At 61.6% G+C, this 25,488-nt stretch carries 20 protein-coding genes; 13 read left to right on the top strand and 7 right to left on the bottom strand.

Annotation, left to right across the window (positions count from 1 at the left end; all coding sequences use genetic code 11):
* Positions 1 to 98: 98 nt before the first annotated feature.
* A complete protein-coding gene (locus tag ACR0MO_RS12110) occupies positions 99 to 1,028 on the bottom strand; it encodes an AEC family transporter (protein ID WP_170622208.1) in 930 nt (309 codons plus the stop codon).
* Between the two features lie 180 nt (positions 1,029 to 1,208).
* Between ACR0MO_RS12110 and ACR0MO_RS12105 the strand changes: the two genes are divergently transcribed.
* Positions 1,209 to 1,826, top strand: coding sequence for a TetR/AcrR family transcriptional regulator (locus ACR0MO_RS12105; protein ID WP_170453869.1), 618 nt, complete (start codon positions 1,209 to 1,211; stop codon positions 1,824 to 1,826).
* Between the two features lie 103 nt (positions 1,827 to 1,929).
* Here ACR0MO_RS12105 and ACR0MO_RS12100 read toward each other — a convergent pair whose 3' ends face one another.
* The 3 genes from ACR0MO_RS12100 to ACR0MO_RS12090 all read right to left on the bottom strand — a co-directional run bounded on the left by ACR0MO_RS12100 (position 1,930) and on the right by ACR0MO_RS12090 (position 8,840).
* A complete protein-coding gene (locus ACR0MO_RS12100) occupies positions 1,930 to 3,300 on the bottom strand; it encodes an HlyD family type I secretion periplasmic adaptor subunit (protein ID WP_480781231.1) in 1,371 nt (456 codons plus the stop codon).
* Complete coding sequence (locus tag ACR0MO_RS12095) at positions 3,297 to 5,039, bottom strand: type I secretion system permease/ATPase (protein WP_480891472.1); 1,743 nt, start codon at positions 5,037 to 5,039, stop codon at positions 3,297 to 3,299. Before ACR0MO_RS12095 ends, ACR0MO_RS12100 begins: the two co-directional genes overlap by 4 nt.
* A 63-nt stretch (positions 5,040 to 5,102) precedes the next feature.
* Positions 5,103 to 8,840, bottom strand: coding sequence for a beta strand repeat-containing protein (locus tag ACR0MO_RS12090; RefSeq protein ID WP_480891469.1), 3,738 nt, complete (start codon positions 8,838 to 8,840; stop codon positions 5,103 to 5,105).
* A gap of 359 nt (positions 8,841 to 9,199) precedes the next feature.
* Here ACR0MO_RS12090 and ACR0MO_RS12085 point away from each other — a divergent pair, with 359 nt between their 5' ends.
* The gene (locus tag ACR0MO_RS12085; RefSeq protein WP_480891466.1) at positions 9,200 to 10,165 is read left to right on the top strand and encodes a LysR family transcriptional regulator; all 966 of its coding nucleotides are present in this window, start codon (positions 9,200 to 9,202) and stop codon (positions 10,163 to 10,165) included.
* Between the two features lie 76 nt (positions 10,166 to 10,241).
* Positions 10,242 to 11,687, top strand: coding sequence for a phosphonoacetaldehyde dehydrogenase (gene phnY / locus ACR0MO_RS12080; protein ID WP_480873786.1), 1,446 nt, complete (start codon positions 10,242 to 10,244; stop codon positions 11,685 to 11,687).
* Here the strand turns inward: phnY and ACR0MO_RS12075 are convergent.
* Both ACR0MO_RS12075 and ACR0MO_RS12070 read right to left on the bottom strand, forming a co-directional pair.
* Positions 11,681 to 12,382 (bottom strand): GntR family transcriptional regulator, encoded by a 702-nt coding sequence (locus ACR0MO_RS12075; RefSeq protein WP_480584762.1) that lies wholly within the window; start codon positions 12,380 to 12,382, stop codon positions 11,681 to 11,683. The two genes, phnY and ACR0MO_RS12075, sit on opposite strands and share 7 nt — an antisense overlap.
* Before the next feature lie 74 nt (positions 12,383 to 12,456).
* Positions 12,457 to 13,821, bottom strand: a complete 1,365-nt coding sequence (locus tag ACR0MO_RS12070) for a formimidoylglutamate deiminase (protein WP_170453863.1) — start codon at positions 13,819 to 13,821, stop codon at positions 12,457 to 12,459.
* A gap of 80 nt (positions 13,822 to 13,901) precedes the next feature.
* On the opposite strand from ACR0MO_RS12070, the gene hutI reads away from it, so the two are divergent.
* The 10 genes from hutI (at position 13,902) to ACR0MO_RS12020 (ending at position 24,643) form a co-directional block, all read left to right on the top strand.
* The gene (gene hutI / locus ACR0MO_RS12065) at positions 13,902 to 15,110 is read left to right on the top strand and encodes an imidazolonepropionase (RefSeq protein ID WP_170453861.1); all 1,209 of its coding nucleotides are present in this window, start codon (positions 13,902 to 13,904) and stop codon (positions 15,108 to 15,110) included.
* Entirely contained in the window at positions 15,107 to 16,645 is a 1,539-nt protein-coding gene (gene hutH / locus ACR0MO_RS12060) for a histidine ammonia-lyase (protein WP_480891464.1), read from the top strand. The genes hutI and hutH overlap by 4 nt, the downstream gene beginning before the upstream one ends.
* Positions 16,642 to 17,436, top strand: coding sequence for an N-formylglutamate deformylase (gene hutG / locus ACR0MO_RS12055; RefSeq protein ID WP_170622202.1), 795 nt, complete (start codon positions 16,642 to 16,644; stop codon positions 17,434 to 17,436). Before hutH ends, hutG begins: the two co-directional genes overlap by 4 nt.
* On the top strand, positions 17,433 to 19,115 hold the full coding sequence (gene hutU, locus ACR0MO_RS12050; RefSeq protein ID WP_480891460.1) for a urocanate hydratase: 1,683 nt from the start codon (positions 17,433 to 17,435) through the stop codon (positions 19,113 to 19,115). The genes hutG and hutU overlap by 4 nt, the downstream gene beginning before the upstream one ends.
* Positions 19,116 to 19,260: 145 nt before the next feature.
* Positions 19,261 to 20,241 (top strand): biotin synthase BioB, encoded by a 981-nt coding sequence (gene bioB, locus ACR0MO_RS12045; RefSeq protein ID WP_170453854.1) that lies wholly within the window; start codon positions 19,261 to 19,263, stop codon positions 20,239 to 20,241.
* Positions 20,238 to 21,371 (top strand): 8-amino-7-oxononanoate synthase, encoded by a 1,134-nt coding sequence (locus ACR0MO_RS12040; RefSeq protein WP_170736049.1) that lies wholly within the window; start codon positions 20,238 to 20,240, stop codon positions 21,369 to 21,371. The genes bioB and ACR0MO_RS12040 overlap by 4 nt, the downstream gene beginning before the upstream one ends.
* Entirely contained in the window at positions 21,368 to 21,988 is a 621-nt protein-coding gene (bioD, locus tag ACR0MO_RS12035) for a dethiobiotin synthase (protein WP_170453851.1), read from the top strand. Before ACR0MO_RS12040 ends, bioD begins: the two co-directional genes overlap by 4 nt.
* A complete protein-coding gene (gene bioA, locus ACR0MO_RS12030; RefSeq protein ID WP_480891457.1) occupies positions 21,985 to 23,271 on the top strand; it encodes an adenosylmethionine--8-amino-7-oxononanoate transaminase in 1,287 nt (428 codons plus the stop codon). The genes bioD and bioA overlap by 4 nt, the downstream gene beginning before the upstream one ends.
* Positions 23,268 to 23,885 carry a pimeloyl-ACP methyl esterase BioG family protein gene (locus ACR0MO_RS12025; RefSeq protein WP_170522692.1) on the top strand — a complete coding sequence of 206 codons (618 nt, stop codon included), beginning with the start codon at positions 23,268 to 23,270 and terminating at the stop codon, positions 23,883 to 23,885. Before bioA ends, ACR0MO_RS12025 begins: the two co-directional genes overlap by 4 nt.
* Positions 23,882 to 24,643 carry a methyltransferase domain-containing protein gene (locus tag ACR0MO_RS12020; protein WP_170522695.1) on the top strand — a complete coding sequence of 254 codons (762 nt, stop codon included), beginning with the start codon at positions 23,882 to 23,884 and terminating at the stop codon, positions 24,641 to 24,643. Before ACR0MO_RS12025 ends, ACR0MO_RS12020 begins: the two co-directional genes overlap by 4 nt.
* On the opposite strand, the gene ACR0MO_RS12015 is transcribed toward ACR0MO_RS12020, so the two are convergent.
* Positions 24,640 to 25,443 carry a DeoR/GlpR family DNA-binding transcription regulator gene (locus ACR0MO_RS12015; protein WP_480891453.1) on the bottom strand — a complete coding sequence of 268 codons (804 nt, stop codon included), beginning with the start codon at positions 25,441 to 25,443 and terminating at the stop codon, positions 24,640 to 24,642. The genes ACR0MO_RS12020 and ACR0MO_RS12015 overlap by 4 nt on opposite strands.
* Between the last annotated feature and the right edge of the window lie 45 nt (positions 25,444 to 25,488).

Here is a 25,488-nt window from a genome sequence, read left to right as displayed (position 1 = left end):
CTTTTCCTTACGTTAGGGTTCGCCCATGGCTAACGGTCCAAGGCCCCTACGTAAAGTCCGGGCACCTTCGTCGCGCGTATTTTTCGAAAAGGTGAAGATCAGAAGGTGCCGACCCAGGCAATGACCACGGGGACGGTCAGGATGCTGGCCACAGTAGACAACAAAATCGCGGCTGACGCGCGGTGCGGAGCGACATTATAATGCGCGGCCAGCATGTAGACATTGCCCGCCACGGGCAGTGCCGCCGCAGCGATTGCGACCGCCGCCGGAAAGGCTTCGACGGGCACCAGCCATATTACGGCCACGGCCACGCAGGCGGGATGGATGACCAGCTTGCAAAAGCTGAGCCAGGCGGCGATGTGGACGCGCTCGGCGGATTTTCCGGCCAGAGAGGCTCCGATGGCGAAAAGCGCGCCGGGCGTTGCGGCCCCGCCCAGAATGGTCAGGAAATCATTCAGGGGGCCGGGTACCGGCACTTGCAAGGCTGACCAGATCAGACCGGCGGAAATGGACACGATCATCGGGTTTTTCAGCAATCCGATCCCGATCAGGCGCAGCGTTGAAGGGGTCAGTTTCCCGTCCCGCCCACCGTTGATCAGTATGACAATCAGTGAGGAAAACACCACCAGATCAACCGCCAGCACCAGCATCACCGGGCCAATTGCGGCCTCGGTCAGCAGCAGGGCCAGCATCGGCAGGCCCAGAAATCCGACATTGCCAATGGCGGCACATTGCGCCTCGACCGCTGCGGTGGGGATGTCCATGCCGCGCAACCACGCGACAAAGGTGGCAAGGGAATAGACCGCCAGCGTTCCGATCAGGTAACCGATGATCAGGCGGCCGTTGAAAATCTCGGCAAAGGGCAGGGTGGCTGCGAACCTGAACAGCATTGCCGACAGTGCGAAAAAGAACACGAACTTGGTCAGATAGGCGGTGGCCTCGGCCGAGAAAAACCGGGTGCGCCCGGCCCAATAGCCCAGGCCGATGATCGCAAAGAAGGGCAGCGTGCGCAGAAAGACCTCGACCATGGGTCTTGTCCTAGCATGGTTTGGGCCTGCTGCAAGCCCGGTCTTGGGACAGGGGTGACCGTGCTGGGAGTGCCGGATTTCACAGGATCGTGACGTCAAACTGCGCGCAATGGCCAAGAATCCTTGTATCTGAACCGAACGGTTTATAAACTCGGACCACCTCAAGCATCAGGAGACGACATGACCCAGACCGCTACCATCCTGCGCACCGGCCGAAAATTCGACCAGGTTCTGCGCGGGGCCCGAGAGGTTTTCATGGCGGATGGGTTCGAAGGCGCAAGTGTGGACGACATCGCCCGTGCGGCGGGTGTGTCCAAGGCGACGCTGTACAGCTACTTCCCGGACAAGCGGCTTTTGTTTGTCGAGGTGGCACAGACCGAGTGCCGGCTTATGGCCGAGCGTGTTCTGTCGATGATCGATGAAACCAAGCCAGCACGTGAGGTGTTGACCATCACCGCAACACAGTTGGTCGGGTTTTTTGTATCGGACTTTAATCAACAGGTCTTCCGGGTCTGTGTCGCAGAACGGGATCGGTTCCCGGAACTGGGGCAGGCATTTTATGAGGCCGGACCTCAGAACGGACAGCGCAAGATTGCAGAGTATCTGGAAAAGGCCGTTGTCAGAGGTGAACTTGCGATTGAAGATGTCCAGATTGCCGCCGAGCAATTTGCCGAACTGTGCAAGGTTCGGCTGTGGGTGCGCGCTGCCTTTGGCATCCAGAAAGAGTTCAGCCAGGCCGAGATTGACGAAGTCGCGCTGCATGCCGTGGATATGTTCCTGGCCCGCTATGGTGCCTGAAAATTGATGGCCTGCACCGGGGCTTGCGGTGCAGGCCATCCTTCACTCATTAAAATGGCACTCGGTAAGTATTGGGTCTAAGGCACAGGTCTTTGGAAATCCTTTATTCGATGAAAGTTCGTGCCAGCCGGTCGCTGATGGGTTGCGCCAGATAGGCGATCACCGTGCGCTCGCCGGTATTGACGAACAGATCGGCAGGCATGCCCGGAACAAGATCGAGCGCGGTAACCGGCGCGGGTTGATCCGCATCCAGCCTGACGCGGGCCTGGTAATAGGGCTCGCCCGTCCGTTCATCCTCCAGCACGTCCGCTGATATATCGAAGATCTGGCCATGGGCTTCGGGTACATCGGCCTGCGCAAAGGCCGACAGGCGGATGCGCGTGGATTGTCCGACATGCAGCTTGTCGATGTCAGCGGTTTTCACCCGCGCTTCGACGATCAGCGCTTGGTCGGCGGGAACAATGTCCATGATATGCTCACCCGGCCGGATCACACCGCCCGTGGTCGAGGCGGTCAGGTTCACCACGCGCCCGCTGGCCGGGGCCACAAGCTCGATCCGGCTGCGTCGTTCGGCGGTGCCTGCATATTGCGGGCGGATCAGGTCCAGTTGCGCCTCGACCACCGCAAGTTCACCGGCAATGACCTCATCGCGCAGCTTTTGCTGGCTGAGCAGGGTCAGTTGTAGCTCATGAATCTGGTTCTCAGCCTGCGCCATCTGCGTCCGAAGCGAGGCATCGACGCCCGAAAGACGCTCAAGCTCGATCTGCCGGGCGCTGACACGGGTTGCGGCAACCAGACCCTTGTCCAGCAAGCCCTGCAGGTTGTCCAATTCGACCTGCGTGATCGTGATCTGGTTTTGGGTGCTCAGGCGCTGTTCGCTCAGCCCGGCGATCTGATCGCGCAGCCCTGTGATGCGTTGGGCATTGATGTCCGCCTCGGTCCGGCGGGCGCGGGCTTCGGCGTCGAACAGTTGTTTCTGGGTCAGATAGGCCGGGAACCAGTGCAGCCGGTTCATGTTGGCCGAGAACTGGGCAAGGGCTGCGGCCTCGTCAAAGCTGGTCTCGCCTGTCATCTGCGCGATCAACCGCGCGCGGCGGACCGACAGCTCGCCCAATTGGCTGCCCAACACGTTCAGATCGACTTCGATCTCGGTGCTGTCGAGCCGGATCAGAGGCTGTCCCTGTTCGACGAAATCCCCGTCCGCGATCAGGATCGAGCGGATGATGCCGCCGTCCAGATGCTCGACCGTCTTGCGGTCGCCCTCGACCACGAAAGAGGCCGGGGCCACCACCGCCCCGTCGAGTTTCGAGGCAAATGCCCAGTAGACGCTACCAGCCCCAAAAGCCACCATGGCCAGCAGTCCAAACAGGACATAGCGCGCAATACCGGGCGATGTTTCGGTGATGTCGATCATCTGCCCGTCATTCAGGGTCAGAGTGTTCTGCGATTGGGTGTGTGGAAAAAGCTGTCTCATTGTGCGGCTCCTGTGACTTGGGGGGCTGGGGCGGGCTGGGGTGTGGGTTTCGCTTGCGTCTCCAATACGTTGCGGCGGTTGACCTTCAGCACATCCTCTTTGTCACCAAACTGAGTCTGGGCCCCGTTGCGCATGACCATGACCTTGTTTGCGGCCTGAAGGGTGGCGGGGCGATGGGTCATCACGATGGCAATGGCACCGCGCGCCTGAGCGGCCAGAATAGCCTCACGCAATGCGTGTTCGCCTTCGGTATCCAGATCGGAATTGGGCTCGTCCAGGACCAGTACAAACGGATCACCATATAGCGCGCGGGCCAGTGCCAGACGTTGCCTCTGACCGCCGGACAGGAAGAATCCCTGACCGATGCGCGTTTCATAACCGTCGGGCAGGGCGCTGATCATCTCGTGAATGCCCGCCTCGCGCGCGGCGCGCAGAACCTCGGCATCGTTGATGGCGACCGAGAAACGCGCGATGTTTTCGCGGATCGTTCCGTCGAATAGCTCAACGTCTTGTGGCAGATAGCCGATCTGCTTGCCCAGATCCTCGGCATTCCATTTCGACATCGGGCTGCCATCCAGCAGAACCTCGCCCCGTTGCGGGTGCCAGATCCCGGCCAGCATCTTGCCCAGCGTGGTCTTGCCCGAGCCGCTATGGCCGATGACGGCCAGCACATCGCCCGCGTCCAGGGCGAAATCGATCGACCGGATCGTGGCGTTGATGGCGCGGGGCGGTCCGGCCTGTGCGATGCGGACGTTCAGGGATTTGAACGCGCGGGGCAGGTGCAGGTTGGGCGGGGTCTCGGCAAACTCATGGGTCAGGGCCTTGATCTTGGCATAGGACCCGCGCGCCGCCAGAAAGCCGCGCCATTGGCCGATCAACTGGTCGATGGGCGACAGGGCGCGGGCCAGAACGATGGTGGCGGCGATCATCACGCCTGCGGTGGATTCTCCGGTGATCGCAAGGGCGGCACCCAGTCCGAGAATCGCGGATTGCAGCCCCATGCGGATAGTTTTGGACATGACCGAAAAGCTGGCGATCCGGTCAGCGGCTTTGGTCTTGTGCCTGTGCGCATCGATCTGCAGCGCGGTCCAGCGGCGCACCAGATCGGATTTCATCCCCAGCGCGTGCACTAGTTCGGCATTACGGTCGCTGGTGTTGAACAACGCATCCGAGCGTCCCCGCGCCTGCGCGGCGTTTTGCATCGGCGCATGGGCGCGGGCGTTGTTGATCACCGCCATGAGGGTCAGGGTTACGGCTCCGGCCAGCCCCAACAGACCCAGCAGCGGGTGCAAGACGTAAAGGACCAGCAGATAGATCGGTATCCATGGCGCATCAAAAAAGGCGGTCAGGGTGCTGCCCGAAATGAATTCGCGAAATCCGTTGACGTCTTCGACCAGATTCTCACCGGCCTGACCGTCGCCCTGAACCCGGCGGCGCATGGCGGCACCCAGAACGGGCGCGCCGACAGACATCTCGAACCGGGCGGCAAGACGGCCAAGGATGCGCATCCGCATCAGGTCGAGACAGGCGATCACGACAAACACGCCGCCCAACAGCAGCGTCAGTGCGATCAGTGTGTCCATGTTCTGGCTGGTCAGCACACGGTCATAGACCTGTAGCATGTAAAGCGGTCCGGCCAGCATCAGCAGATTCAGAAACAGGCTGAACAGCGCGACGGCGACAAAGCCTTTGCGCAGCGCGGCCCAGGCGGTTTCGACGGAGTTGGATTTCTTGAACATCGGATAGCCCTTTCCGGTTGATCAAAAACGGGGCGACCCGAGGGCCGCCCCGATTGGGTGTGGTTACGCGACGAAGTCGTCGTCACTCAGGTCGGCGCTGTTGACACCGGCCAGACGGACCGAGCCTTCGTTGCCGAATGAGATGACAGCGTCGTTGCCATCCTGAGCGACGCTCAGCGCGCCGCCGAAATCCGGCCCGAAGTCCCCGAACTGGAGCTGGTCGAGACCAACTTCGAAGTCCTGGATCACGTCGGTGCCGAAGTTCGAGCCGAACGAGAAGGTGTCTGCACCTGCGCCGCCGATCAGGATGTCATCGCCACCCTCACCGTTCAGCAGGTCGTCGCCTTCGCCACCGTTCAGAACGTTGGACAGATCGCTGCCAAAGATCACGTCACCATCGTCCGAGCCGATGACGTTCTCGATGGATTGCAGGATGTCTGTCTCGATCTGGTTCTCGATGACGTCCTGACCGATGACACCAATGCCACCCACGGCATTGACGTCCAGCGTCGCTCCTGCATCCACCAGCGTATCCTGTACGACCGGGCCGTTGATGCCCGCCGGTGCATTGTGCAGATGGATGGCCGAGACAACACCCGGGATCGGCGTGTTCAGGTCGGCTTCGTTCAGACCCACAACGCTGAGTTCGCTGGAGTATGTGACCTCACCCGACGCCAGGTTCTGGGTGATGACAACGGTTGCTTCACCAGTGGCGTCGCTGTCCGAGATCGGCCCAGGCTCTTGCGCTGCGTCCAGACCGCCGCTCAGCGAGACTGTGCGGATGCCGTTCTCGGTCACGTCGCTGTCGACCAGCAATTGCCCGCGGATTTCACCGCCCGGGAACTCAGAGGTGTGGATGTTGTAGTACAGGTTGCCCTGAACCGCTTGTTCCACGAACTGAGCGCCATCTTCGATAGCCGACCCGAACTGACCCGGTGCTGCGACAACCGCATCGACGACCGAGATGTTGAAGCCCGTATCGCGCGTGGCGGTGCCGTTGCCGTTGGCGTCCAGACGAACCTCGACCGCGACATCCAGATCCGAGAAATCGGCTGTGTCAATGCCGTCGCCACCGTCGATGAAGTCATTGCCCAGACCACCGGTCAGAACATTGTCCGCATCGCCTGCGATCAGCACGTCATCTCCTGCGCCACCGCTGATGTCACCGTTGGTGGTGCCCAGATCGACAAAGATGTCGTCGCCATCGCTCAGCAGAACGTTGCCGTTGATCACACCTTCGTCGTCGTTGACAATGGTCACGCTGGCTGCGTCCAAGGCGTCGATTGCGTTGACCGTGCCGCGAATTTCACCTTCGTTCAGGATCGCACCCAGCAGGTTCAGGCCGCCATCGATACGAATACCGGCTGCCGCGTCCGAGTCCTCGGACCCTGCGATCAGACCTTCGTTGACAACAACACCCGCGAAAGAGGCGTCATCCTGGCTGGTGAACAGGCGCAGACCGTCGCCGACCTGGTTGCCCTCGATCGCGTCGCCACGACCTTGCAGCGTGCCTTCGTTCAGGATCGCGGCCGAAACCACATCGCCCGAGACGTCACCAGTTTGCAGCGAAACGGCAGACCCGTTGTTGCCTTCACCTGCATCCACCACACCGGAGTTGTTGAAGGTGTAGTTGTCGGCGGTGCCATCAGCGTAGACAGTCCCGTTGCGCTGGTTGCCGGTACCCAGGATTTCGCCTTCGTTGACAACCTCCAGCCCTTCACCATCGATGTTCACCGCACGGCTGTCCGAGGTGACGGTGCCTCGGTTCACAAAGGAACCGCCAGCGTGATCACCGGTGCCAAAGTACACACCGTTCTGACCACCTTCGAACAGACCGCCTTCTTCGTTGATCAGCTGACCCTGGAAGTTGACGTTGTTCACCGCGCGGAATGCGCCGACGGTGCCGTTAGCACCTTCCGAGGCGACCACGCCCGCGTTGATGATGGTGCCCGAGAAGGTCCCGGCGTTGCCGACATTGCCAATGCGGATACCGTCACCGGCTGCGTTGGTGCCTGCGGCGGCGTTGCCCCGACCCTGGATGGTGCCGTCATTGTTCAGCTCGAAGGAATTCTCGCCTGCAATCTCGGCACCAAAGCCCGAACCTTCGTTGCCTTCGCCTGCGTCCACAACACCGGTTTCCAGGTTGTTGAAGGTGAAGTCTTGCGCGGTGCCGTCAGCGTAGACCGTGCCGTTGCGCTGGCTGTCGGTGCCGATGATGTCACCGGCGTTGTTCACCTCAAGGCCAATGCCATCGATGTTGAACGCCCGGCTGTCCGACGAAATGGTTCCGCCTTCCAGGTTGTTGAACACACCGCCGGTGTGATCTGCGCCTTCGCCTGCGACCGGGTTACCGAAATAGACACCGTTTTGAACACCCGAGATATCGCCCGAGTTGTTGAACTCACCCTGGAACGAAACACCGTTTACAAAACGCACACCCGCAACGGTTCCATTGGCCCCTTCCGAGTCGATGGTGCCGGTGTTGTTGATGATCGCGTCGGTGGTGCCGACATTGCCAACATTGCCAATCCGGATACCGTCACCTGCCGCGTTTGTACCCGCTGCAGCATTGCCACGGCCCTGGATTGTACCGGCATTGTCCAGCGTGAACGAATTCGCGCCATCTGCGGCCCCGCCGATTTCAACACCAAAGCCCGAGCCCTGATTGTGCTCGCCTGCGTCGATTGTCCCGGTGGCCAGGTTGTTGACCGAGAAGTCGTCGGCTGTGCCATCGGCATAAACAGTGCCGTTGCGCTGATCGTCGGTGCCGAGGATGTCGCCGCCGTTGATCAGGTTGACACCCGTGCCATCGATATTCACCGCGCGGCTGTCCGACTGAATGGTGCCAAAGTTCAGAACGTCCAGATCATGCGCGCCCTGACCGATATAAAGGCCATTTGCAGCGCCTTCGATCACACCGGTCGAGGTGTTCAGAATCTCGCCTTCGGTGTTTGCACCGTCAGCGATACGGATACCAGCAGCGGTGCCTTGGGTGCTTTCCGAAGAAATCAGGCCGCTGTTGACGATCTCAGTGTCCAGAATGGTGCCTTCGGCGCCATTGTCGATGCGGATACCGTCGCCCGCCAGCGCGGTGTTCGACGCCGCCTGACCCCGGCCCTGAATGGTCGCGCCAAAGCCGTTGAACACATCGGTTTCCACACGGTCGCCGATCTCATCCCCGATCTGAAGCGAAACGCCTGCGCCCAGATTGCCCTCACCGGCATCCACGGTCCCGCCCGCGAAGTTCGAGATCGAGATATCCTCGGCAGTGCTGTTGGTGTAGATCGTGCCATTGCGCTGGTCGCCAGTGCCGACGATGTCGCCGAAGTTGCGCAAATCGATGCCTTGACCTTGGATGTCCACCGCGCGGCTGTCGGAACTGATCACGCCGCCCCGGAAATTGTCCAGGCTGCCCGAGCTGTCTGCGCCCAGGAATTGAACACCGTTGAAGTCGCCCGAGATTGCACCAAAGTTGCGGACAGCGGCGCTGCCGGTGACCTGAACGCCGGTTGCCAGCGCATCAGGGCCGCTATTGGCGTCGATCACGCCCGAGCGGAAGTTGAAGATGTCAACATCCTGCCCCTGCGCCTGAACAGCGGCAACGGCGTTGTTGGTGACGATCTCGCCAAAGTTCAGCAGGCGCGAGAAATCATTGGCCAGAACAAAAGCGGGGGTGTCATCTACCACCGTGCTCTGGAAGAAGTTGTTGAAAAGGGTTTGGCCGTCGCGGGTCGTCTCTTGCGCCAGGGTTGACGTGGTCAAGAGACGGGCGCGCAGGCTTTCTACGAATTGGGACAGCATGGGTCACTCCGTCAGGTTTGTTGCGTGGTGCAGGCGGCCCGAATGCTTGGGCAGCCGACGCATCAAAGGAGTAGGCCCCACCCCGAGGCAGCGGAAATTCATGGTCCAAATCGGGGCTATAACCGATGCAAATAGTCACAAAACGCGTGAGGTCTGAAACCTTCAAACCCCGAAAAACAAGGCGCTTCACGCATACACGCCGCGCGGTTTGCCCTATTCATTTTCGAAAGTTGACAGATTTGTTAACGGAAGTGAGCGTTTATCCCCCCGGATTTCGGGCGCAGGTCTTCTGAATCCGGCCCCTCAGGCGTATTTTGATGGCATGAGTGTTCCCATTTCCAATTGTGACGTTTGCCAAAATGAATATCCGTGATCTGGAATATGTCCTTGCGATTGCCAAACACGGTCAGTTCAGTCAGGCCGCGCAGGCGTGCAACGTGTCTCAGCCGGCGATGTCCAACCAGATCAAGAAGCTTGAGAACGAGCTTGGCACTGAATTGTTCCTGCGGCTGAACAACGAGGTACGCCCTACCGCCTGCGGTGCGCGGATCGTGGACATCGCAGCGCGCATTCTGGCCGACGCGCAAAAGATCCGCGATACCGCGACCGAGTTCCGCGACCCCGAGGCTGTGCCCTTCACCATCGGCATGACCCCCACGCTGGCCCCCTATCTGACGCAGTATTTCTCAGAGCTGTTTAACACGCTGTTCCCGCGCATGCGTGTCACCATGATCGAAGACCTGCCGCAGAATATGCTGCAGATGGTCGAAGATCATGCGCTGGACATGGCTCTGGTGGCCAAGATCAACAACAGTGCCGCGTTGGATTTCACCTCGATCTGGTCCGAGCCGCTGTTTCTGGCGCTGCGACAGGGGCATCCGCTGTGCACTTTACCCTCGATCGCTCCGGAAGACGTGCCGCCGCATGATTTCATCCGCCTGCCGCACAGTTTTGGCTATGAGCTTGAGGAGCGGTTGCCCAAACATGACCCCTCAACCCGGATCAGCAAGCGCTTTGACCTGACTGCCCTGCGGTTCGAAACGATCTGCCGCCATATCTGCCATTCGGATGACTGCACCATTGTCTCGGCTTTGGCGGCCGAACAATTCAAGCGCGACAACTGGCCGTTGTGCTTTATTCCGTTCGACGCGCCCGGCCATCTGCGCGATCTGGGGGCTGCCACACGCCCCAATTGCCCGAGAAAACCGATGTTGGCGCGAATAGGGGAGTATATCCGGGAAAAGCCGCCCGTTGGGGTTATTCCGACCTATCGGTCCGAGCTTCCCGCCCATCAGGGGCAGCGCCCCGCGCTTGCCCGAGCCTGAGTTTTCTCGAAACCCATTGTTGACGCAGGCCGGAGGGCAGTTCTATCCGTTGACCCGTGGCAATTGGGGTAGGCAGATGGCAATGGACATTCGGAACGAAGGCATGCGCATCGGCGGGCAGGTGGTGTTCTCTGAGGCCACCATTCCGGTTCATTATCCCTACACGAACGAGGTGGTCGGCACTGTTCCCGCAGGCACGGTCGATCACGTTCGGCAGGCCTTCGAGATTGCCGCCAATTACACACCCCACCTGACCCGCTATGAGCGCAGTCAGATCTTGCAGCGTGCAGGCGACCTGATCGGTGAGCGGCGCGAGTACCTCGCGAAATGGCTGACGCTGGAGCTTGGGATTTGCCATCAGCACGCGATCTATGAGACCAAACGGGCGCAGGATGTGTTTCAGTTCGCCGCCGCCGAGGCGCTGCGCGATGATGCCGAGGTCTTTTCCTGCGACCTGACCCCCAACGGCAAGCCCCGCAAGATTTTCACCAAGCGCGACCCCGTTCGTGCGATCAGTGCGATCACGCCGTTCAACCACCCTTTGAACATGGTCGCCCACAAGATCGCGCCGTCGATTGCGACGAACAATTGCATGGTCTGCAAGCCGACCGAACTGACCCCTCTGACCGCGCTCAGCCTGGCCGACATTCTGTATGAGGCCGGTTTACCGCCCGAGATGTTTCAGGTTGTCACCGGCTGGCCGCAAGAGATCGGGGATGAGATGGTCACCAATGACCATATCGACATCATCACCTTCACCGGGGGCGTTCCCGTCGGCAAAAGTATCGCGGCCAAGGCGGGGTACAAGCGGCAGGCCTTGGAACTGGGCGGAAACGACCCGCTGATTGTGCTGAACGATCTGAGCGACGCCGATCTGGACCGGGCCGCGGCCATTGCGGTTGCCGGGGCAACGGGCAATTCCGGGCAACGCTGCACCGCCGTCAAACGTATTCTGGTTCAAAACAGCGTGGCAGATCGTTTTGTGCCCTTCGTGCTGGACAAGGCTAAAGCCATCCGTTTTGGCGACCCGCAGGACCCGGAAACGGAACTGGGCTGCGTGATCCATGCAGAGGCTGCGGCGCTGTTTGAAACCCGCGTGATGGATGCCGAACGGCAGGGCGCGCAAGTTCTGTATCACCCCGGGCGACAGGGGGCCTTACTGCCCCCAATCGTGGTTGATCACGTGCCCTACAATAGTGCGTTGGTGATGGAGGAAACCTTCGGCCCCATCATCCCCATCCTGCGTGTCCCCGACGATGACGACGCGGTGATGGCAATTTCCAATGGCACGCCGTTTGGCCTGTCATCGGGCGTTTGCACAAACGATCTGAACCGCGCGATTGCCTATATCAACGGGCTGCACGTCGGCACCTGCAATATCTGGGAGCAACCGGGCTACCGGATTGAGATGTCTCCGTTCGGGGGCATAAAGGACAGCGGCAATGGTGTGAAAGAAGGTGTCATCGAAGCGATGAAGTTCTTCACCAATGTCAAAACCTACTCGCTGCCCTGGCCTCAGTAAGTGGTGCGCATCTGGTATCCCTGATGGAAGGTCATGCGCACGAATGTCACCGGTTTGGCCTGAAACCATGTCGTGCGCTCCAACTGGAACAGCGGCGTTCCGGGCGGGACGGACAGGAAATCCTGCAAATGCCCCGTGGCCGGAACCGCCGACAGGGCGATCTCCGCGTTTGAAAAGGGCACCTCGGCCAGCAGCCATTCGTTGGGTCCGGTTGCAAGGAAATCCTCGTCCACCACATGGGGGACCGCCTCGACATTGATCCAGCGTTCCTCGAACTGAAAGGGGCGGTTGTCGGCGTGGTGCATGCAGTGCAGGTGAAGGACCTGAGCCCCCTCGGCCAGACCCAGCTTGGCCTGCAACCATGCGGGACAATCAATCAGGGTCCGACTGACCAGAGCATAGCGGTATTCGGCATTCATATCCTCGATGGTTTGGCGAACCACGGTGATCGGCAGCTTGGCCTGCTTGACCGGAGTGGTCACGACGCGCGTGCCGCCCTTGCGCTTGCGGGTGATGATCCCTTGCTCGGACAATTCCCGCAGAGCGCGATTGACAGTGGCGCGGGCGCAACCGAACTCGGCTGCAAGCTCCAACTCGGTCGGCAAAAGGCTGCCTTGTGGCCAGATGCGGGTCTGGATGCGGTTCAGAACCTCGTCGCGTATGTCCTGAAAGCCCATTGTCTTTGGCACGGTCACGGGTTGCTCACTTAATATCTGCCTCTATTCATATTATGTCCGGATTAAATCTGGATGCAAAGCTATCAACCTAATCACAGCGCGGACAAAAGCCCCTCTATCGCGGTTCGGTACGTGGCGATGATCCGGTCGCGATGGATATGGCGACCGTTGCGCACCTGATGCCGCCCGGCGGACCAAAGATCGGTCACGACCGAGTCCCTGGCCGCAAAGACCAACCCGTCCAGCACCTGATCGGATCGCAGCGCACACAGCGCCGGGTTTTGACTGTCTATGGCGACCAGATCAGCCAGCTTGCCCTCGGCGATCTGGCCCGCATCGCGATCCAAAGCCTGTGCGCCACCCATGGCCGCGCCGCAATAGAGCGTTTGCCCGACCGAGCCTTCACCCACAACCAGCACATTGCGCGACAGATCACGCAGCCGCTGGGAATATTCCAACGTGCGTAGTTCTTCCGTCAAAGAAATCAGCACATTGGAATCCGAGCCGACCCCAAACGTCCCGTCAGCGGCCAGATACGTCGGGCCGTTAAACGGACCATCACCCAGATTGGCCTCGGTGATGGGGCACAGGCCTGCGACGGCCCCGCTGGCGGCCATAGCGCGGGTCTCGGCCTCGGTCATCTGGGTGGCGTGGATCAGGCACCAATTGGCATCGACGGGGGCATTGGCCAGCAGCCATTCTACCGGGCGCGCGCCCAGACCGGCCTGTACTTCGGCCACCTCTTTGGGTTGCTCGGCGATGTGGATGTGGATCGGACCAGTGCCTTGCGCGGCGATCACCTGCGCCAGATCGGCGGGTGAGGTGGCGCGCAGGGAATGCGGCGCGATGCCAACGCGGCAGTCCGGTGGCAGTTCGCCATGCGCGCCGCGCGACTGATCGACCAACGCACAGAACCGGTCCACATCATTGCCGAACCGGGCCTGTCCGGCCTCAAGAGGTTTTTCCCCGACGCCCGCGTAGCTGTAAAGCACCGGCAGGTGAGTCAGCCCGATCCCGGTCTCACCAGCGGCAGCCATGATCCGGTCACTGAGTTCGGCAAGCCGGTCATAGGGCTGCCCGCCGGGTTGGTGATGCAGGTAATGGAACTCTCCGACTGCGGCATATCCGGCCTCCTGCATCTCAAGGTAGACCAGCGCGGCACTGGCCTGCACCTGATCCGGCGTCAAATGCGCGGTAAAGCGGTACATCAACTCGCGCCAGGTCCAGAAACTGTCGCGACCCGCCAAACGGTACTCGGTCATCCCGGCCATCGCGCGCTGAAAGGCGTGGCTGTGCAGATTGGACAGCGCGGGCAGCAAGGTATCGACGCGGGTGTCGCCTTGCATGGCTGCCGCGTCCGTCGTCAGGCGTAAAATGCGCCCGTCCTGAACCTCCAGCCGCAGATTTTCGGCCCATCCATCCGCCAGCAGGGCGCGGTTTGCGAATATGGTGGTCATATTTGCCTCCGGTTTTATGGATAGACATAAAGCATAAACACCTGTACCAGAAAAGAGAGAATTTCACGAGAGGGATTCGAATGCAGGCCCCCGACCACCTGTTTACTGACCTGAATGCCGCGACCATGGCGGGTGAGGCCGCATACGGGCTGATCCATGGGGCCGCGATTGCCGTTCAGGGCGGTCGGATTGTCTGGGTCGGTGCTCAGACGGAATTGCCTGCACAGTATTCGGCGCTGCCCAGAACCTCACTGGAGGGCCGTTTGGTAACGCCAGCACTGATCGACTGCCACACCCATGTGGTGCATGGCGGCCATCGCGCGGCCGAATTCGAAATGCGCCTGAACGGGGCCAGCTATGAACAGGTCGCGCGGGCCGGGGGTGGCATCATCTCGACCGTGAAGGCGACGCGCGCGGCCAGTGTCGATGACCTGATCGCGCAGGCGCTACCCCGCGTCGACGCGATGCTGGCCGAGGGCGTTTCCGTGATCGAGGTCAAATCGGGTTACGGGTTGGATCACGAAACCGAGTTGACCATGCTGCGCGCGGCCAGGGCTTTGCCCGAACACCGCCCGGTGCGCGTGGTGACCAGTTTCCTGGGTGCCCATGCAGTGCCTGCGGAATTTGCCGATCGGCCCACAGATTACATCGCCGAAATCTGCATCCCGACCCTGCGCGCCGCCCATGCCGAGGGTCTGGTCGATGCGGTAGATGCGTTCAGCGAAGCAATAGCCTTCCTGCCCGACCAGTTGGTGCCGTTGTTCGATGTGGCGCAGCAGCTTGGTCTGCCGATCAAGGTTCACGCCGAGCAACTGTCTAATCTGGGTGGTGCAAAGCTGGCCGCTTCATATGGCGCGTTGTCGGCGGACCACATCGAATATCTGGATGAAGACGGCGTTCAGGCCATGGCTGAGGCAGGTACCGTGGGCGTCATCCTACCCGGAGCGTTCTATACGCTGCGCGAGACACAGGCCCCGCCGATCGACCTGCTGCGCAAATACAATGTGCCGATGGCGCTGGCGACCGATTGCAATCCGGGCTCGGCCCCCCTGACGTCTTTGCTGCTGACGATGAACATGGCCTGCACCTTGTTTCGCATGACGCCCGAAGAGGCCTTGCAAGGGGTCACCACCAACGCCGCCCGCGCGCTGGGTCTGAGCGATTGCGGCCAGATTGCCCCCGGCCTGCGCGCCGATTTCGCGGTCTGGAACGTCTCGCACCCGGCGGAACTCGCCTATCGCATCGGCTTCAACCCGCTTCACGCCCGCATCATCGGAGGTGCGTTTTGACCCCGCTGACACTAACCCCCGGCGCTGTCTCGCTGGCGCAACTGGAACAGGTTTACCGCGAGGAATGCGCGGTGCGGCTTGACCCGGCCTGCCGCCCCGGCATCGAAGCGGCGCAGGCGCGCATTGCCGAGGCTGCGGCGGGTGAAGCGGCGGTTTACGGGGTCAATACGGGCTTTGGCAAACTGGCCAGCGTCAAGATTGCCGCCGAGGATACGGCGACCCTGCAACGTAATCTTATCCTGTCTCATTGCTGTGGTGTCGGTCCTGCGATCCCGCGCGCGGTTGCGCGGCTGATGATGGTGCTGAAACTGCTCAGCCTTGGGCGTGGCGCGTCCGGTGTGCGGCTGGAACTGATCGACCTGCTTGAAGCCATGCTCGACAAAGGCGTCACCCCGGTGATCCCGGCGCAGGGCTCGGTGGGCGCTTCGGGCGATCTGGCACCGCTGTCGCACATGGCGGCTGTCATGATGGGAGCGGGTGAAGCCGAATATGGCGGCGAGGTGATACCCGGCCACAAGGCGCTGATCGCCGCCGGTTTGACCCCGGTGGAACTCGGCCCCAAGGAAGGGTTGGCGCTGATCAACGGCACCCAGTTCTCGACCGCTTTTGCGCTGGCGGGTCTGTTTGGTGCGTGGCAGGCGGCGCAAAGCGCGTTGGTGACTTCGGCGCTGACCACGGATGCGATCATGGGGTCCACGGCCCCATTGCAACCGGAAATCCATACGTTGCGCGGCCATCGCGGCCAGATCGAGGCCGGGGCCACCATGCGCGCGCTGCTGGCCGGGTCGGTGATCCGCGAAAGCCATCGTGAGGGCGACACACGGGTTCAGGACCCTTATTGCATTCGCTGCCAACCGCAGGTGGTGGGCGCGGCGATGGATGTGCTGCGTCAGGCGGCCACCACGCTGGAGATCGAGGCAAATGCCGCCACCGACAACCCTCTGGTCCTGTCCGGGGCCGGGCTGATCGTCTCCGGCGGCAATTTCCACGCCGAACCGGTGGGCTTTGCCGCCGACATGATCGCGCTGGCCGTGGCCGAGATCGGGGCGATTGCCCAACGCCGCATCGCGCTGATTGTCGATCCGGTGCTCAGCTTTGATCTGCCGCCCTTCCTGACGCCCAATCCGGGGCTGAACTCGGGCCTGATGATTGCCGAAGTCACTACGGCCGCGCTGATGAGCGAGAACAAGCATCTGGCCAATCCTTGCGTCACGGACTCAACGCCAACCTCGGCCAATCAGGAGGATCACGTCTCGATGGCCGCCCATGGCGCGCGGCGTCTGGGACAGATGGTGACCAATCTGGAACGCATTCTTGGGGTCGAACTGCTCTGTGCTACGCAGGGCGTTGAATTCCGCGCGCCGCTGCCCACCAGCGAGGCCCTGCAGGGCGTGATGGCCCGGCTGCGCGCGGTGGTGCCGCCCCTGGGCGACGACCGCTATACCGCACCGGATATCGAAGCCGCCCATGCTCTGATTGCCCGCGGTGAGATTGCCCATGGCACAGGCATAGACATGCCGGAGCTTGGCGCATGATCGATCCGGTTGAGGTCACGCAGGGCGACAGCCCCATCGTGCTGGGCCTGCCCCATACCGGCACCTATGTACCGCCCGAGGTCGAGGCCCGGCTGAATGACCGGGGCAGGGGGCTGGACGATACCGACTGGCATATCCATCAGCTTTATGACGGGTTGCTGCCCGGTGCCACAACGGTGCGCGCCACTTTCCATCGTTATGTGATCGACGCCAACCGCGACCCGTCGGGCGTGTCGCTTTACCCCGGACAGAACACCACGACGCTGGTGCCGCTGACGGATTTTGACGGGCAGGATATCTGGGATGATCCGCCCTCCGAGGCAGAAATCGCCGAACGCCGCGCCACCTTCCACGCGCCCTATCACGCCGCGCTTGAGGCCGAATTGGCGCGGGTCAAGGCGATCCACGGTGTTGCGGTGCTGTATGATTGCCACTCGATCCGCAGTCATATCCCCTTCCTGTTTGACGGAACGCTACCGGACATGAACCTGGGCACGAATAACGGCACGACCTGCGCGCCCGAGATTGAGGCCATCGCCCATGAGTTTGCGGCCTCATCGCCCTATAGCACAGTGCTGAACGGACGGTTCAAGGGCGGCTGGACGACCCGCCATTATGGCCGCCCGGCCGAGGGGCTGCACGCCATTCAGATGGAACTGGCCCAATCCACCTACCTGACCGCCGAGCGCCCGCCGTGGTCCTATGACGAACGCAAAGCCACGCGCCTGCGCCGCTGGCTGAAAGATATACTCGACGCTATCCACGACACCGCATTGGAGCTTGCCCGATGACTGACCCTCGCAAAAACACCCGTGACGTGTACCCGCCCACCGGGCCCGAACTGAACGCCAAAAGCTGGATGACCGAGGCTCCGCTGCGGATGTTGATGAACAACCTGCACCCGGATGTGGCCGAAAACCCGCATGAGCTGGTGGTCTATGGCGGTATTGGCCGCGCGGCGCGGACGTGGAAGGATTTCGACACCATCGTCGCCAGCCTCAAGGATCTGGAAGAGGATGAAACGCTGGTGGTGCAGTCCGGCAAGCCGGTGGCGATTGTGCGGACCCATTCGGATGCGCCTCGGGTGCTGATCGCGAACTCGAATCTGGTGCCGCATTGGGCGAACTGGGATCACTTTAATGAGCTCGATAAGAAGGGCCTGATGATGTATGGCCAGATGACCGCTGGCTCGTGGATCTATATCGGCACGCAGGGCATCGTTCAGGGCACCTATGAGACCTTTGCCGAGGCCGGGCGTCAGCATTATGACGGCGACCTGACCGGCAAGTGGATTCTGACCGGCGGTTTGGGCGGCATGGGCGGCGCGCAGCCTTTGGCGGCGGTCTTTGCCGGGGCCTGCTGTCTGGCGGTCGAGTGCAACCCGGACAGCATCGATTTCCGTCTGCGCACCAGATATCTGGATGAGAAGGCCGAGACGCTGGACGAAGCGTTGGAAATGATCGACCGCTGGACCAAGGCGGGTGAGGCGAAATCGGTCGGCCTGCTGGGCAACGCAGCCGAAATCTTCCCCGAAATCTATCGGCGGATGCAGGAAGGCGGCATGCGCCCCGACATCGTCACCGACCAGACCAGCGCCCATGATCCGGTCAACGGCTATCTGCCATTGGGCTGGACCATGGCGCAGTGGAAGGACAAGCGCGAAAGCGATCCCAAGGCGGTTGAAAAAGCCTCGCGCGCGTCGATGAAGCAACACGTGGCGGCGATGGTCGATTTCTGGAACGCAGGCGTGCCGACGCTGGATTACGGCAACAACATCCGGCAGGTGGCGCAGGATGAGGGGCTGGAAAACGCCTTTGCCTTCCCCGGCTTTGTCCCCGCCTATATCCGCCCGCTGTTCTGTCGTGGCATCGGCCCGTTCCGCTGGTGCGCGCTGTCGGGCGACCCGGAAGATATCTACAAGACCGACGCCAAGATGAAAGAGCTGTTCCCCGAGAACACCCATCTGCACAACTGGCTCGACATGGCGCAGGAGCGGATCGCCTTCCAAGGCCTGCCCGCCCGTATCTGCTGGATCGGGTTGGGCGACCGGCACCGCGCCGGGCTGGCCTTCAACGAAATGGTGCGCAATGGCGAGTTGAAAGCACCGGTGGTGATCGGCCGGGATCATCTGGATTCGGGCTCGGTGGCGAGCCCGAACCGTGAGACCGAGGCGATGAAGGACGGCTCGGATGCGGTCAGCGACTGGCCGCTGCTGAACGCGCTGGTCAACACCGCCTCGGGGGCGACATGGGTGTCGCTGCACCATGGCGGCGGGGTTGGCATGGGGTTTAGCCAGCACGCGGGCGTGGTGATCTGCGCCGACGGTACGGATGAGGCCGCAAAACGCCTTGAGCGGGTCCTGTGGAACGATCCGGCCTCGGGTGTCTGGCGGCATGCCGATGCGGGGTACGAGGATGCCAAAGCCTGCGCGCGCGATCACGGGTTGCGGCTGCCGGGCATTTTGGGCTGACACCCTGTTTCTCAATTGCGTACGAGATCGTCACAGAAAGACGATGCGTCATATTGGGGTGATTGGCGTATAGAGTGTTGCGTCAACACATTTTATCGATAATAACTCCAAAGCAACGCAAGCTGCAGGAAATTTTATAGATAAAATGATCATCCCCCACTCCGGCTGGACCCGCAAAACTGCGCAAGCTGTCTATGACCTTCCGTTGATGGATCTTCTGTTCCGGGCACAAACCGTGCATCGCGAGAACTTTGATCCCAACAAGGTCCAGACCTCAAAGCTGTTGTCGATCAAAACCGGCGGCTGCGCCGAGGATTGCGCCTATTGCTCGCAATCGGCCCGCAACGGCTCGACCCTGCCGGCGTCGAAACTGATCGAGATCCAGCGCGTTCTGGCCGAGGCGAAGAAAGCCAAGGATGGCGGCGCGACGCGGTTCTGCATGGGGGCGGCGTGGCGCGAGCCCAAGCCCCGCGACATGCCTGCGCTGGTCGCCATGGTCGAAGGCGTCAAGGCGATGGGTATGGAAACCTGCATGACGCTGGGCATGCTGGATGACACTCAGGTCGTACAACTGCGCGATGCCGGGCTGGACTATTACAACCACAATATCGACACGTCGGAACGCTATTATTCCGAAGTCATCACCACCCGCACCTTCAGCGACCGGATCGACACCATGAACCGGGTGCAGGAAGCCGGGATCAAGGTCTGCTCGGGTGGTATTCTGGGCATGGGTGAGCATTCGGGCGACCGCATCGACATGTTGCTGACGCTGGCCAACATGCAGCCCGCACCGGATTCGGTTCCGATCAACATGCTGATGCCGCAGGCGGATACGCCCCTGGCCGATGCCGAGCCGATTGACCCGATTGAGTTTGTGCGGATCATCGCTCTGGCCCGGATCCTGATGCCGAAATCCTATGTGCGTCTGTCCGCCGGTCGCAGCGACATGAGCGATGAGATGCAGGCCATGTGTTTCTTTGCCGGTGCGAACTCGATCTTTGTGGGTGAGACGCTGCTGACGGCCGAAAACCCCGAAGAGGATGTGGATTCGATCCTGTTCGCCAAGCTGGGTATTCAGCCCGAGACGGCAGAAGATCACGCGCAGACGGAAGCTGCCGAATGACAGCAGTCGATCGGCTGGAGTCGATGCTTGGCACGCTGGATGCGCGCCATCGTCGTCGCCATTTGGCGGCGGCGAAAGGGCTGGACTTTGCGTCGAACGACTATCTGGGGCTGGCGAGCTCGCAACTGTTGCGGGACGCCGCGCAGGACGCGGTGGCGCGTGGCGTGCCAGTGGGGTCCGGCGGGTCGCGCCTGCTGCGCGGCAACCACCCCGAACACGAAGTGCTGGAGCATGAGGCCGCCGCGTTTTTCGGTGCCGAGGCTGCCCTGTTCATGGGCGGCGGGTTTCAGGCCAATCAGGCGATCTTTTCCACCCTTCCGGCGGCAGATGATCTGGTTCTGCACGACGCGCTGGTCCATGCCAGCGCCCATGAAGGGATGCGCGCCAGCCGCGCGGATCTGCGGTCGTTCCGGCACAATGATGTAAGCGATGCCCGGGCGGTGGCGGCAGAATGGCGTGCGGCAGGGGGCACCGGGCAAATCTGGCTTGCCGTCGAAAGCGTCTATTCGATGGAGGGTGATCTTGCCCCGCTATCGGATTTCGCGACCCTTGCACGGGAATTCGATGCGATTCTCGTTGTGGACGAAGCGCACGCCACCGGCGTCTATGGCGCGCACGGAGAAGGTCTGGCGCATGATCTGGACGCGCAACTTTTGACATTGCACACTTGCGGCAAAGGGTTGGGTGTCGCCGGGGGATTGATCTGCGGACCTCGGGTGATGATCGACGCGTTGATCAACCGCGCACGACCGTTCATCTTCGCAACCGCTCCTTCGCCGCTGAACGCAGCGCTGGTGCGCGCAGCTTTGCAGGCGCTGGTCTCGGACGAAGGGCTGATACAGGCCGCGCAGGGCCGCATTCGCCATGCGCATTCGGTTGCGCGCCAGCAGGGCGTCGCCGAAACCGCCCTGAACAGCCAGATCATCCCGGTCATTCTGGGCGATGAGGCGCGCACGATGGCTATGGCCTCGGCCCTACAAGAGCGAGGCTTTGACGTGCGCGGCATCCGCCCGCCCACCGTTCCGCGCGGCACGTCGCGCCTGAGGATCTCGATCACCGGCAATGTGGATCACGCCGACATCTCGGCCCTGTTCACCGCGCTGGCCCAACAGCAATCGGAGGCCGCATGAGCGCGCTGATCGTCACCGGCACCGATACGGGTGTCGGCAAAACCGTCTTCTCTGCCGGGCTGACCGCTGCCTTGTGTGCGACATACTGGAAGCCGGTGCAGTCGGGGCTGGAAGACGCCACTGACACCGACATCGTTCGGGACCTGTCCGGTGCCGAAGTTCTGCCCGAGGCCTACCGACTGAACATGCCCGCCTCACCCCATCTGTCCGCCGAGGATATGGGGCTGGAAATCGATGCAAAGCGCCTGTCCCTGCCGCAGGTTGACGGGCCCTTGGTTGTCGAAGGGGCAGGGGGCCTGATGGTGCCGCTGAACCGCAAGCTGTTCTATCTGGACCTGATCGCGCAATGGGAGGCCCCGGTTGTACTGGTCGCGCGGACCGCTTTGGGCACGATTAACCACACCACTTTGTCTCTGATGGCGCTGCGAAATGCAGGGTGCCAGGTGGTGGGCGTGGCTTTTGTGGGCGAACCCGAGCCGGATGTGGAACAGACCATCGTCCAGATGTGCGATGTGCGCCATCTGGGGCGTCTGCCCATGCTGCCCGACCTGTCGCGTGACGCTCTGGCCAACGCATTCCAGGCCATCGATGTCGATGCCATCCGGGGGGCGCTATGACCCCGCTGGATTTTGACGCCCGCCACCTGTGGCACCCCTATACCAACGTGGCTGATCCCGGCCCGATGCACCTGATCGACCGGGCCGAGGGGGTGTATCTGTACCGCGAAGACGGGGCGAAGATGATCGACGCCATGTCCTCATGGTGGTGCGCGATCCATGGGCATAAGCACCCCGTGATTACCTCGGCCATGCAGCGCCAGCTGGAGAAGATGCCGCATGTGATGTTCGGCGGTCTGACCCATAACCCGGCCATCGATCTGGGGCGCAGGATGGTTGACATGCTGCCCGAGGGGCTGGACCGGATTTTCTACTGCGACAGCGGCTCGGTCTCGGTCGAAGTGTCGATGAAAATGGCGTTGCAGTATCAGATGGCCCATGGCCGCACCGGCAAGGTCGAGTTTGCCACCGTCCGGGGCGGCTATCACGGTGATACGTGGAAAGCGATGAGCGTCTGTGACCCGGTCACCGGGATGCATGGGCTGTTCCGTGGTGCCTTGTCGATCCAGCACTTCCTGCCGCGCCCGCATGTGCGGCTGGATGACGAATGGCCTGAGGATTCGGCGCAAAACGGTCTTGAACCGCTGGAACGCCTGCTTGACGAAAAGGGCGACCAGCTTGCGGCACTGATACTTGAACCCGTCGTGCAGGGCACTGGGGGGATGTATTTCTATCACCCCGAATGGCTGCGCGCGGCGCGGGCCTTGTGTGACGCCCACAACGTTCTGATCATCTTTGACGAGATTGCAACCGGCTTTGGCCGTACCGGCAAACTGTTTGCCATCGATCATGCGGGTGTAACACCTGACATCCTGTGTCTGGGCAAGGCGCTGACGGGCGGGCATATTTCGTTCGCGGCGACGGTGACCAGCGAGAAAATCGCCTATGGAATCGGCAACAGCGAGGCGGGCGTTTTCATGCATGGCCCGACCTATATGGCCAACCCGTTGGCCTGTGTCGCGGGTTCGGCCAGCCTTAGCCTTCTGGCCGAAGGTCATTGGACAGGGCAGGTGGCTGCAATCGAAAACCAGATGCGGGCTGAACTGGAGCCCGCCCGCCACTTGCCGGGTGTTGCCGATGTCAGGGTCCTGGGCGCGATTGGCGTGATTGAGATGAAGGATACGGTTGATCCCCGGGTCGCGCACCGCCTTGCCCCGCAAACCGGCGTCTGGCTGCGCCCCTTTGCGCGCAACATCTACACGATGCCGCCCTACATCATCTCGGCTGATGAGCTGAGCCGCGTCACGGCGGCCATGGTCGCGCTGGCCGGAGGTGCACAGTGAAGCATCAGTGGCTGTCACGCTCGGACGGAACCGACCTGACCCTTGTCTTCGGGGGCTGGGCACTGGGGGCTGCGCCTTTTGATGGTCTGACCGATGCGGACAACCTGTTGCTGATCCAAGGCTACACGCAGATTGACGCGCCCCTGCCGCTTGAGCGGTTTGAGCGCGTTCACCTGCTGGCCTTTTCCTTCGGGGTCGCCTCGGCAGCGCATTGGCTGGCGCAGACCGGTTTCCGGCCTGACCGGCTGGTTGCCGTCAGCGGGACGTTGAACCCGGCCAGCGCTGAATTTGGCATCGCACCCGAGATGATCCGGGCAACGGCGGATAACCTGTCTAATGCGAGTTTCACCAAGTTCTGCCGCCGGGCCGGATTGGTCGGGTCTGCGCCCGCGCTGGACATTGCCGCCGCACGTGACGAACTGCTTGCCGTGATCGATCGGGGCGCGGCCCACGATCCCGGCTTTGACCGCATCTGGATACCTCAGCGGGATCGCGTCATCCCCACCACCGCGCAAGAGGCCGCATGGACGGATCGGTCAGACATTATCCGGCGCGTCGATACCCCTCATGTCCCGTTTGCAGCGGGTCAAAGCTGGGCGGAGTGGTTTGCATGACAGTCCATCTTACAGACAAGGTGCAACGCAGTTTCAGCCGCAGTTTTCACACCTATCACGATGCGGCAAGCCAGCAGGCCTGGGTGGCCGAGAAGCTGGTGGACGAGTTACACCGGCTGGGCGCGCCCAATCAGTATCGGGCGGGGTTCGAGCTGGGCTGCGGCACAGGGCATCTGAGCCGTTTGTTGCGCGCGCAGTTCTCGGTTGATCACCTGAGTCTGAACGACATCGCCCCGCAGGCCCGCGAAACGGCACATGCGGTGGATGCCGGATTTATCGAAGGTGACGCGCGGCAGGTATCCTGGCCCGCGTATATCGATCTGTTGGTATCTGCCTCGATGATCCAGTGGATGGAGAACCCGGCTGATCTGCTGCGCAAAGCGGCCAAGGCCTTGGCCCCCGGCGGTTGGCTTGCCGTATCCGGTTTTGGCCCGAAACAGTATCAGGAACTGCGGCAGATCGGATCCGCTGCGCAGGCACCGGGCTTGTGCGGGGCGGATGAAATGCGCGCAGCTATTGAAGATGTGCTGATCGTCAAGTCCGCGGGTGAGAGTCTGCGGCCCTCCTATTTTGCCACCCCGCGCGACGTGCTGCGACACCTGCGGAACACCGGCGTGAATGGCCGCGCGCAACGTGCCTGGACCAAGTCGACGCTGGCCCGGTTCGAACAGGACTATTGGACGGAATTCGGCGACGGGCAGGGCGTGCCGCTGACCTACCATCCGGTCTGGATCATTGCCCAGAAACGCGAAGGCTAATCCTTTACCACCAGATCGATTTCGTTCTCGGCCAACATGTCGCGAATGCCCTGCGACGGCTGCGTGTCGGTGAAAAACAGGTTGATCTTCGTCGGAACCTCAAGCGTCACGGGCGCCCGTTTGCCCAGCTTTTCGCCATCGGCCACCACCACACGCACCTGCGCGTTGTCGATTGCGATACGGGCCAGGTTGGCCTCTTGTAAATCATGCAGCATGAAGCCCAGATCGGAGTTTACCGCCCCGACCGACAGGATCGCAAAGCGGACGTTCAGTCGCCTGATCAACTCCTGCGCTTCCACCCCGAACGCGCCGCCGTCGTGGGGGCGCAACTCACCCCCGGCCATGAACACGCGGTTGTTGTTATGCGCGGCCAGCGTGTTGGCCACGACAACTGAATTTGTCACCACAAACAGGTCCTTATGATCCCGAAGGGCCTGCGCCACATAGGCTGTCGTCGACCCGATATCGAGGAACAGGGAATCCCCGTCGCTGATGATCTCGGCGACGGCTTTGGCCAGCTTTTCCTTGGCGTCGACCTTGCTGTCCAACCGGCTTTCCAGCGAAGGTTCCAGCAGGTTTTCGACCAGATGAACGCCGCCATGGACTTTGCGGACGATACTGCGCTCTTCCAGATTGCGCACATTGCGGCGGATGGTTTCCAGCGTCACGCCAAGTTCATTGGCCAGCACGCTGACCCGACAGGATCCGCCCGACCGGAACAGGGCGCGCAAAATCTCATCTTCTCGCTGATTTGTGGTTTTCAGGTTCATTGGGTCCATGGTGATGGCAGTAGTTGGCACTAGGGGTACCACAACTACCACATAAAGCAACGAAATTGCCAGAAT

Source organism: Ruegeria sp. K5 (assembly GCF_056531805.1).
This window is presented reverse-complemented; position numbering and strand designations above follow the sequence as displayed.

Bases quoted from the DNA above. Each gene is read 5' to 3' on its own strand.
- ACR0MO_RS12100 (WP_480781231.1), bottom strand. From the start codon at position 3,300: ATGAGACAGCTTTTTCCACACACCCAATCGCAGAACACTCTGACCCTG.
- hutG (WP_170622202.1), top strand. From the start codon at position 16,642: ATGATCGATCCGGTTGAGGTCACGCAGGGCGACAGCCCCATCGTGCTG.
- hutU (WP_480891460.1), top strand. From the start codon at position 17,433: ATGACTGACCCTCGCAAAAACACCCGTGACGTGTACCCGCCCACCGGG.
- ACR0MO_RS12090 (WP_480891469.1), bottom strand. From the start codon at position 8,840: ATGCTGTCCCAATTCGTAGAAAGCCTGCGCGCCCGTCTCTTGACCACG.
- bioB (WP_170453854.1), top strand. From the start codon at position 19,261: ATGATCATCCCCCACTCCGGCTGGACCCGCAAAACTGCGCAAGCTGTC.
- ACR0MO_RS12020 (WP_170522695.1), top strand. From the start codon at position 23,882: ATGACAGTCCATCTTACAGACAAGGTGCAACGCAGTTTCAGCCGCAGT.
- ACR0MO_RS12105 (WP_170453869.1), top strand. From the start codon at position 1,209: ATGACCCAGACCGCTACCATCCTGCGCACCGGCCGAAAATTCGACCAG.
- ACR0MO_RS12040 (WP_170736049.1), top strand. From the start codon at position 20,238: ATGACAGCAGTCGATCGGCTGGAGTCGATGCTTGGCACGCTGGATGCG.
- hutI (WP_170453861.1), top strand. From the start codon at position 13,902: ATGCAGGCCCCCGACCACCTGTTTACTGACCTGAATGCCGCGACCATG.
- phnY (WP_480873786.1), top strand. From the start codon at position 10,242: ATGGCAATGGACATTCGGAACGAAGGCATGCGCATCGGCGGGCAGGTG.
- bioA (WP_480891457.1), top strand. From the start codon at position 21,985: ATGACCCCGCTGGATTTTGACGCCCGCCACCTGTGGCACCCCTATACC.
- ACR0MO_RS12070 (WP_170453863.1), bottom strand. From the start codon at position 13,821: ATGACCACCATATTCGCAAACCGCGCCCTGCTGGCGGATGGATGGGCC.
- ACR0MO_RS12110 (WP_170622208.1), bottom strand. From the start codon at position 1,028: ATGGTCGAGGTCTTTCTGCGCACGCTGCCCTTCTTTGCGATCATCGGC.
- ACR0MO_RS12095 (WP_480891472.1), bottom strand. From the start codon at position 5,039: ATGTTCAAGAAATCCAACTCCGTCGAAACCGCCTGGGCCGCGCTGCGC.
- bioD (WP_170453851.1), top strand. From the start codon at position 21,368: ATGAGCGCGCTGATCGTCACCGGCACCGATACGGGTGTCGGCAAAACC.
- ACR0MO_RS12085 (WP_480891466.1), top strand. From the start codon at position 9,200: ATGAATATCCGTGATCTGGAATATGTCCTTGCGATTGCCAAACACGGT.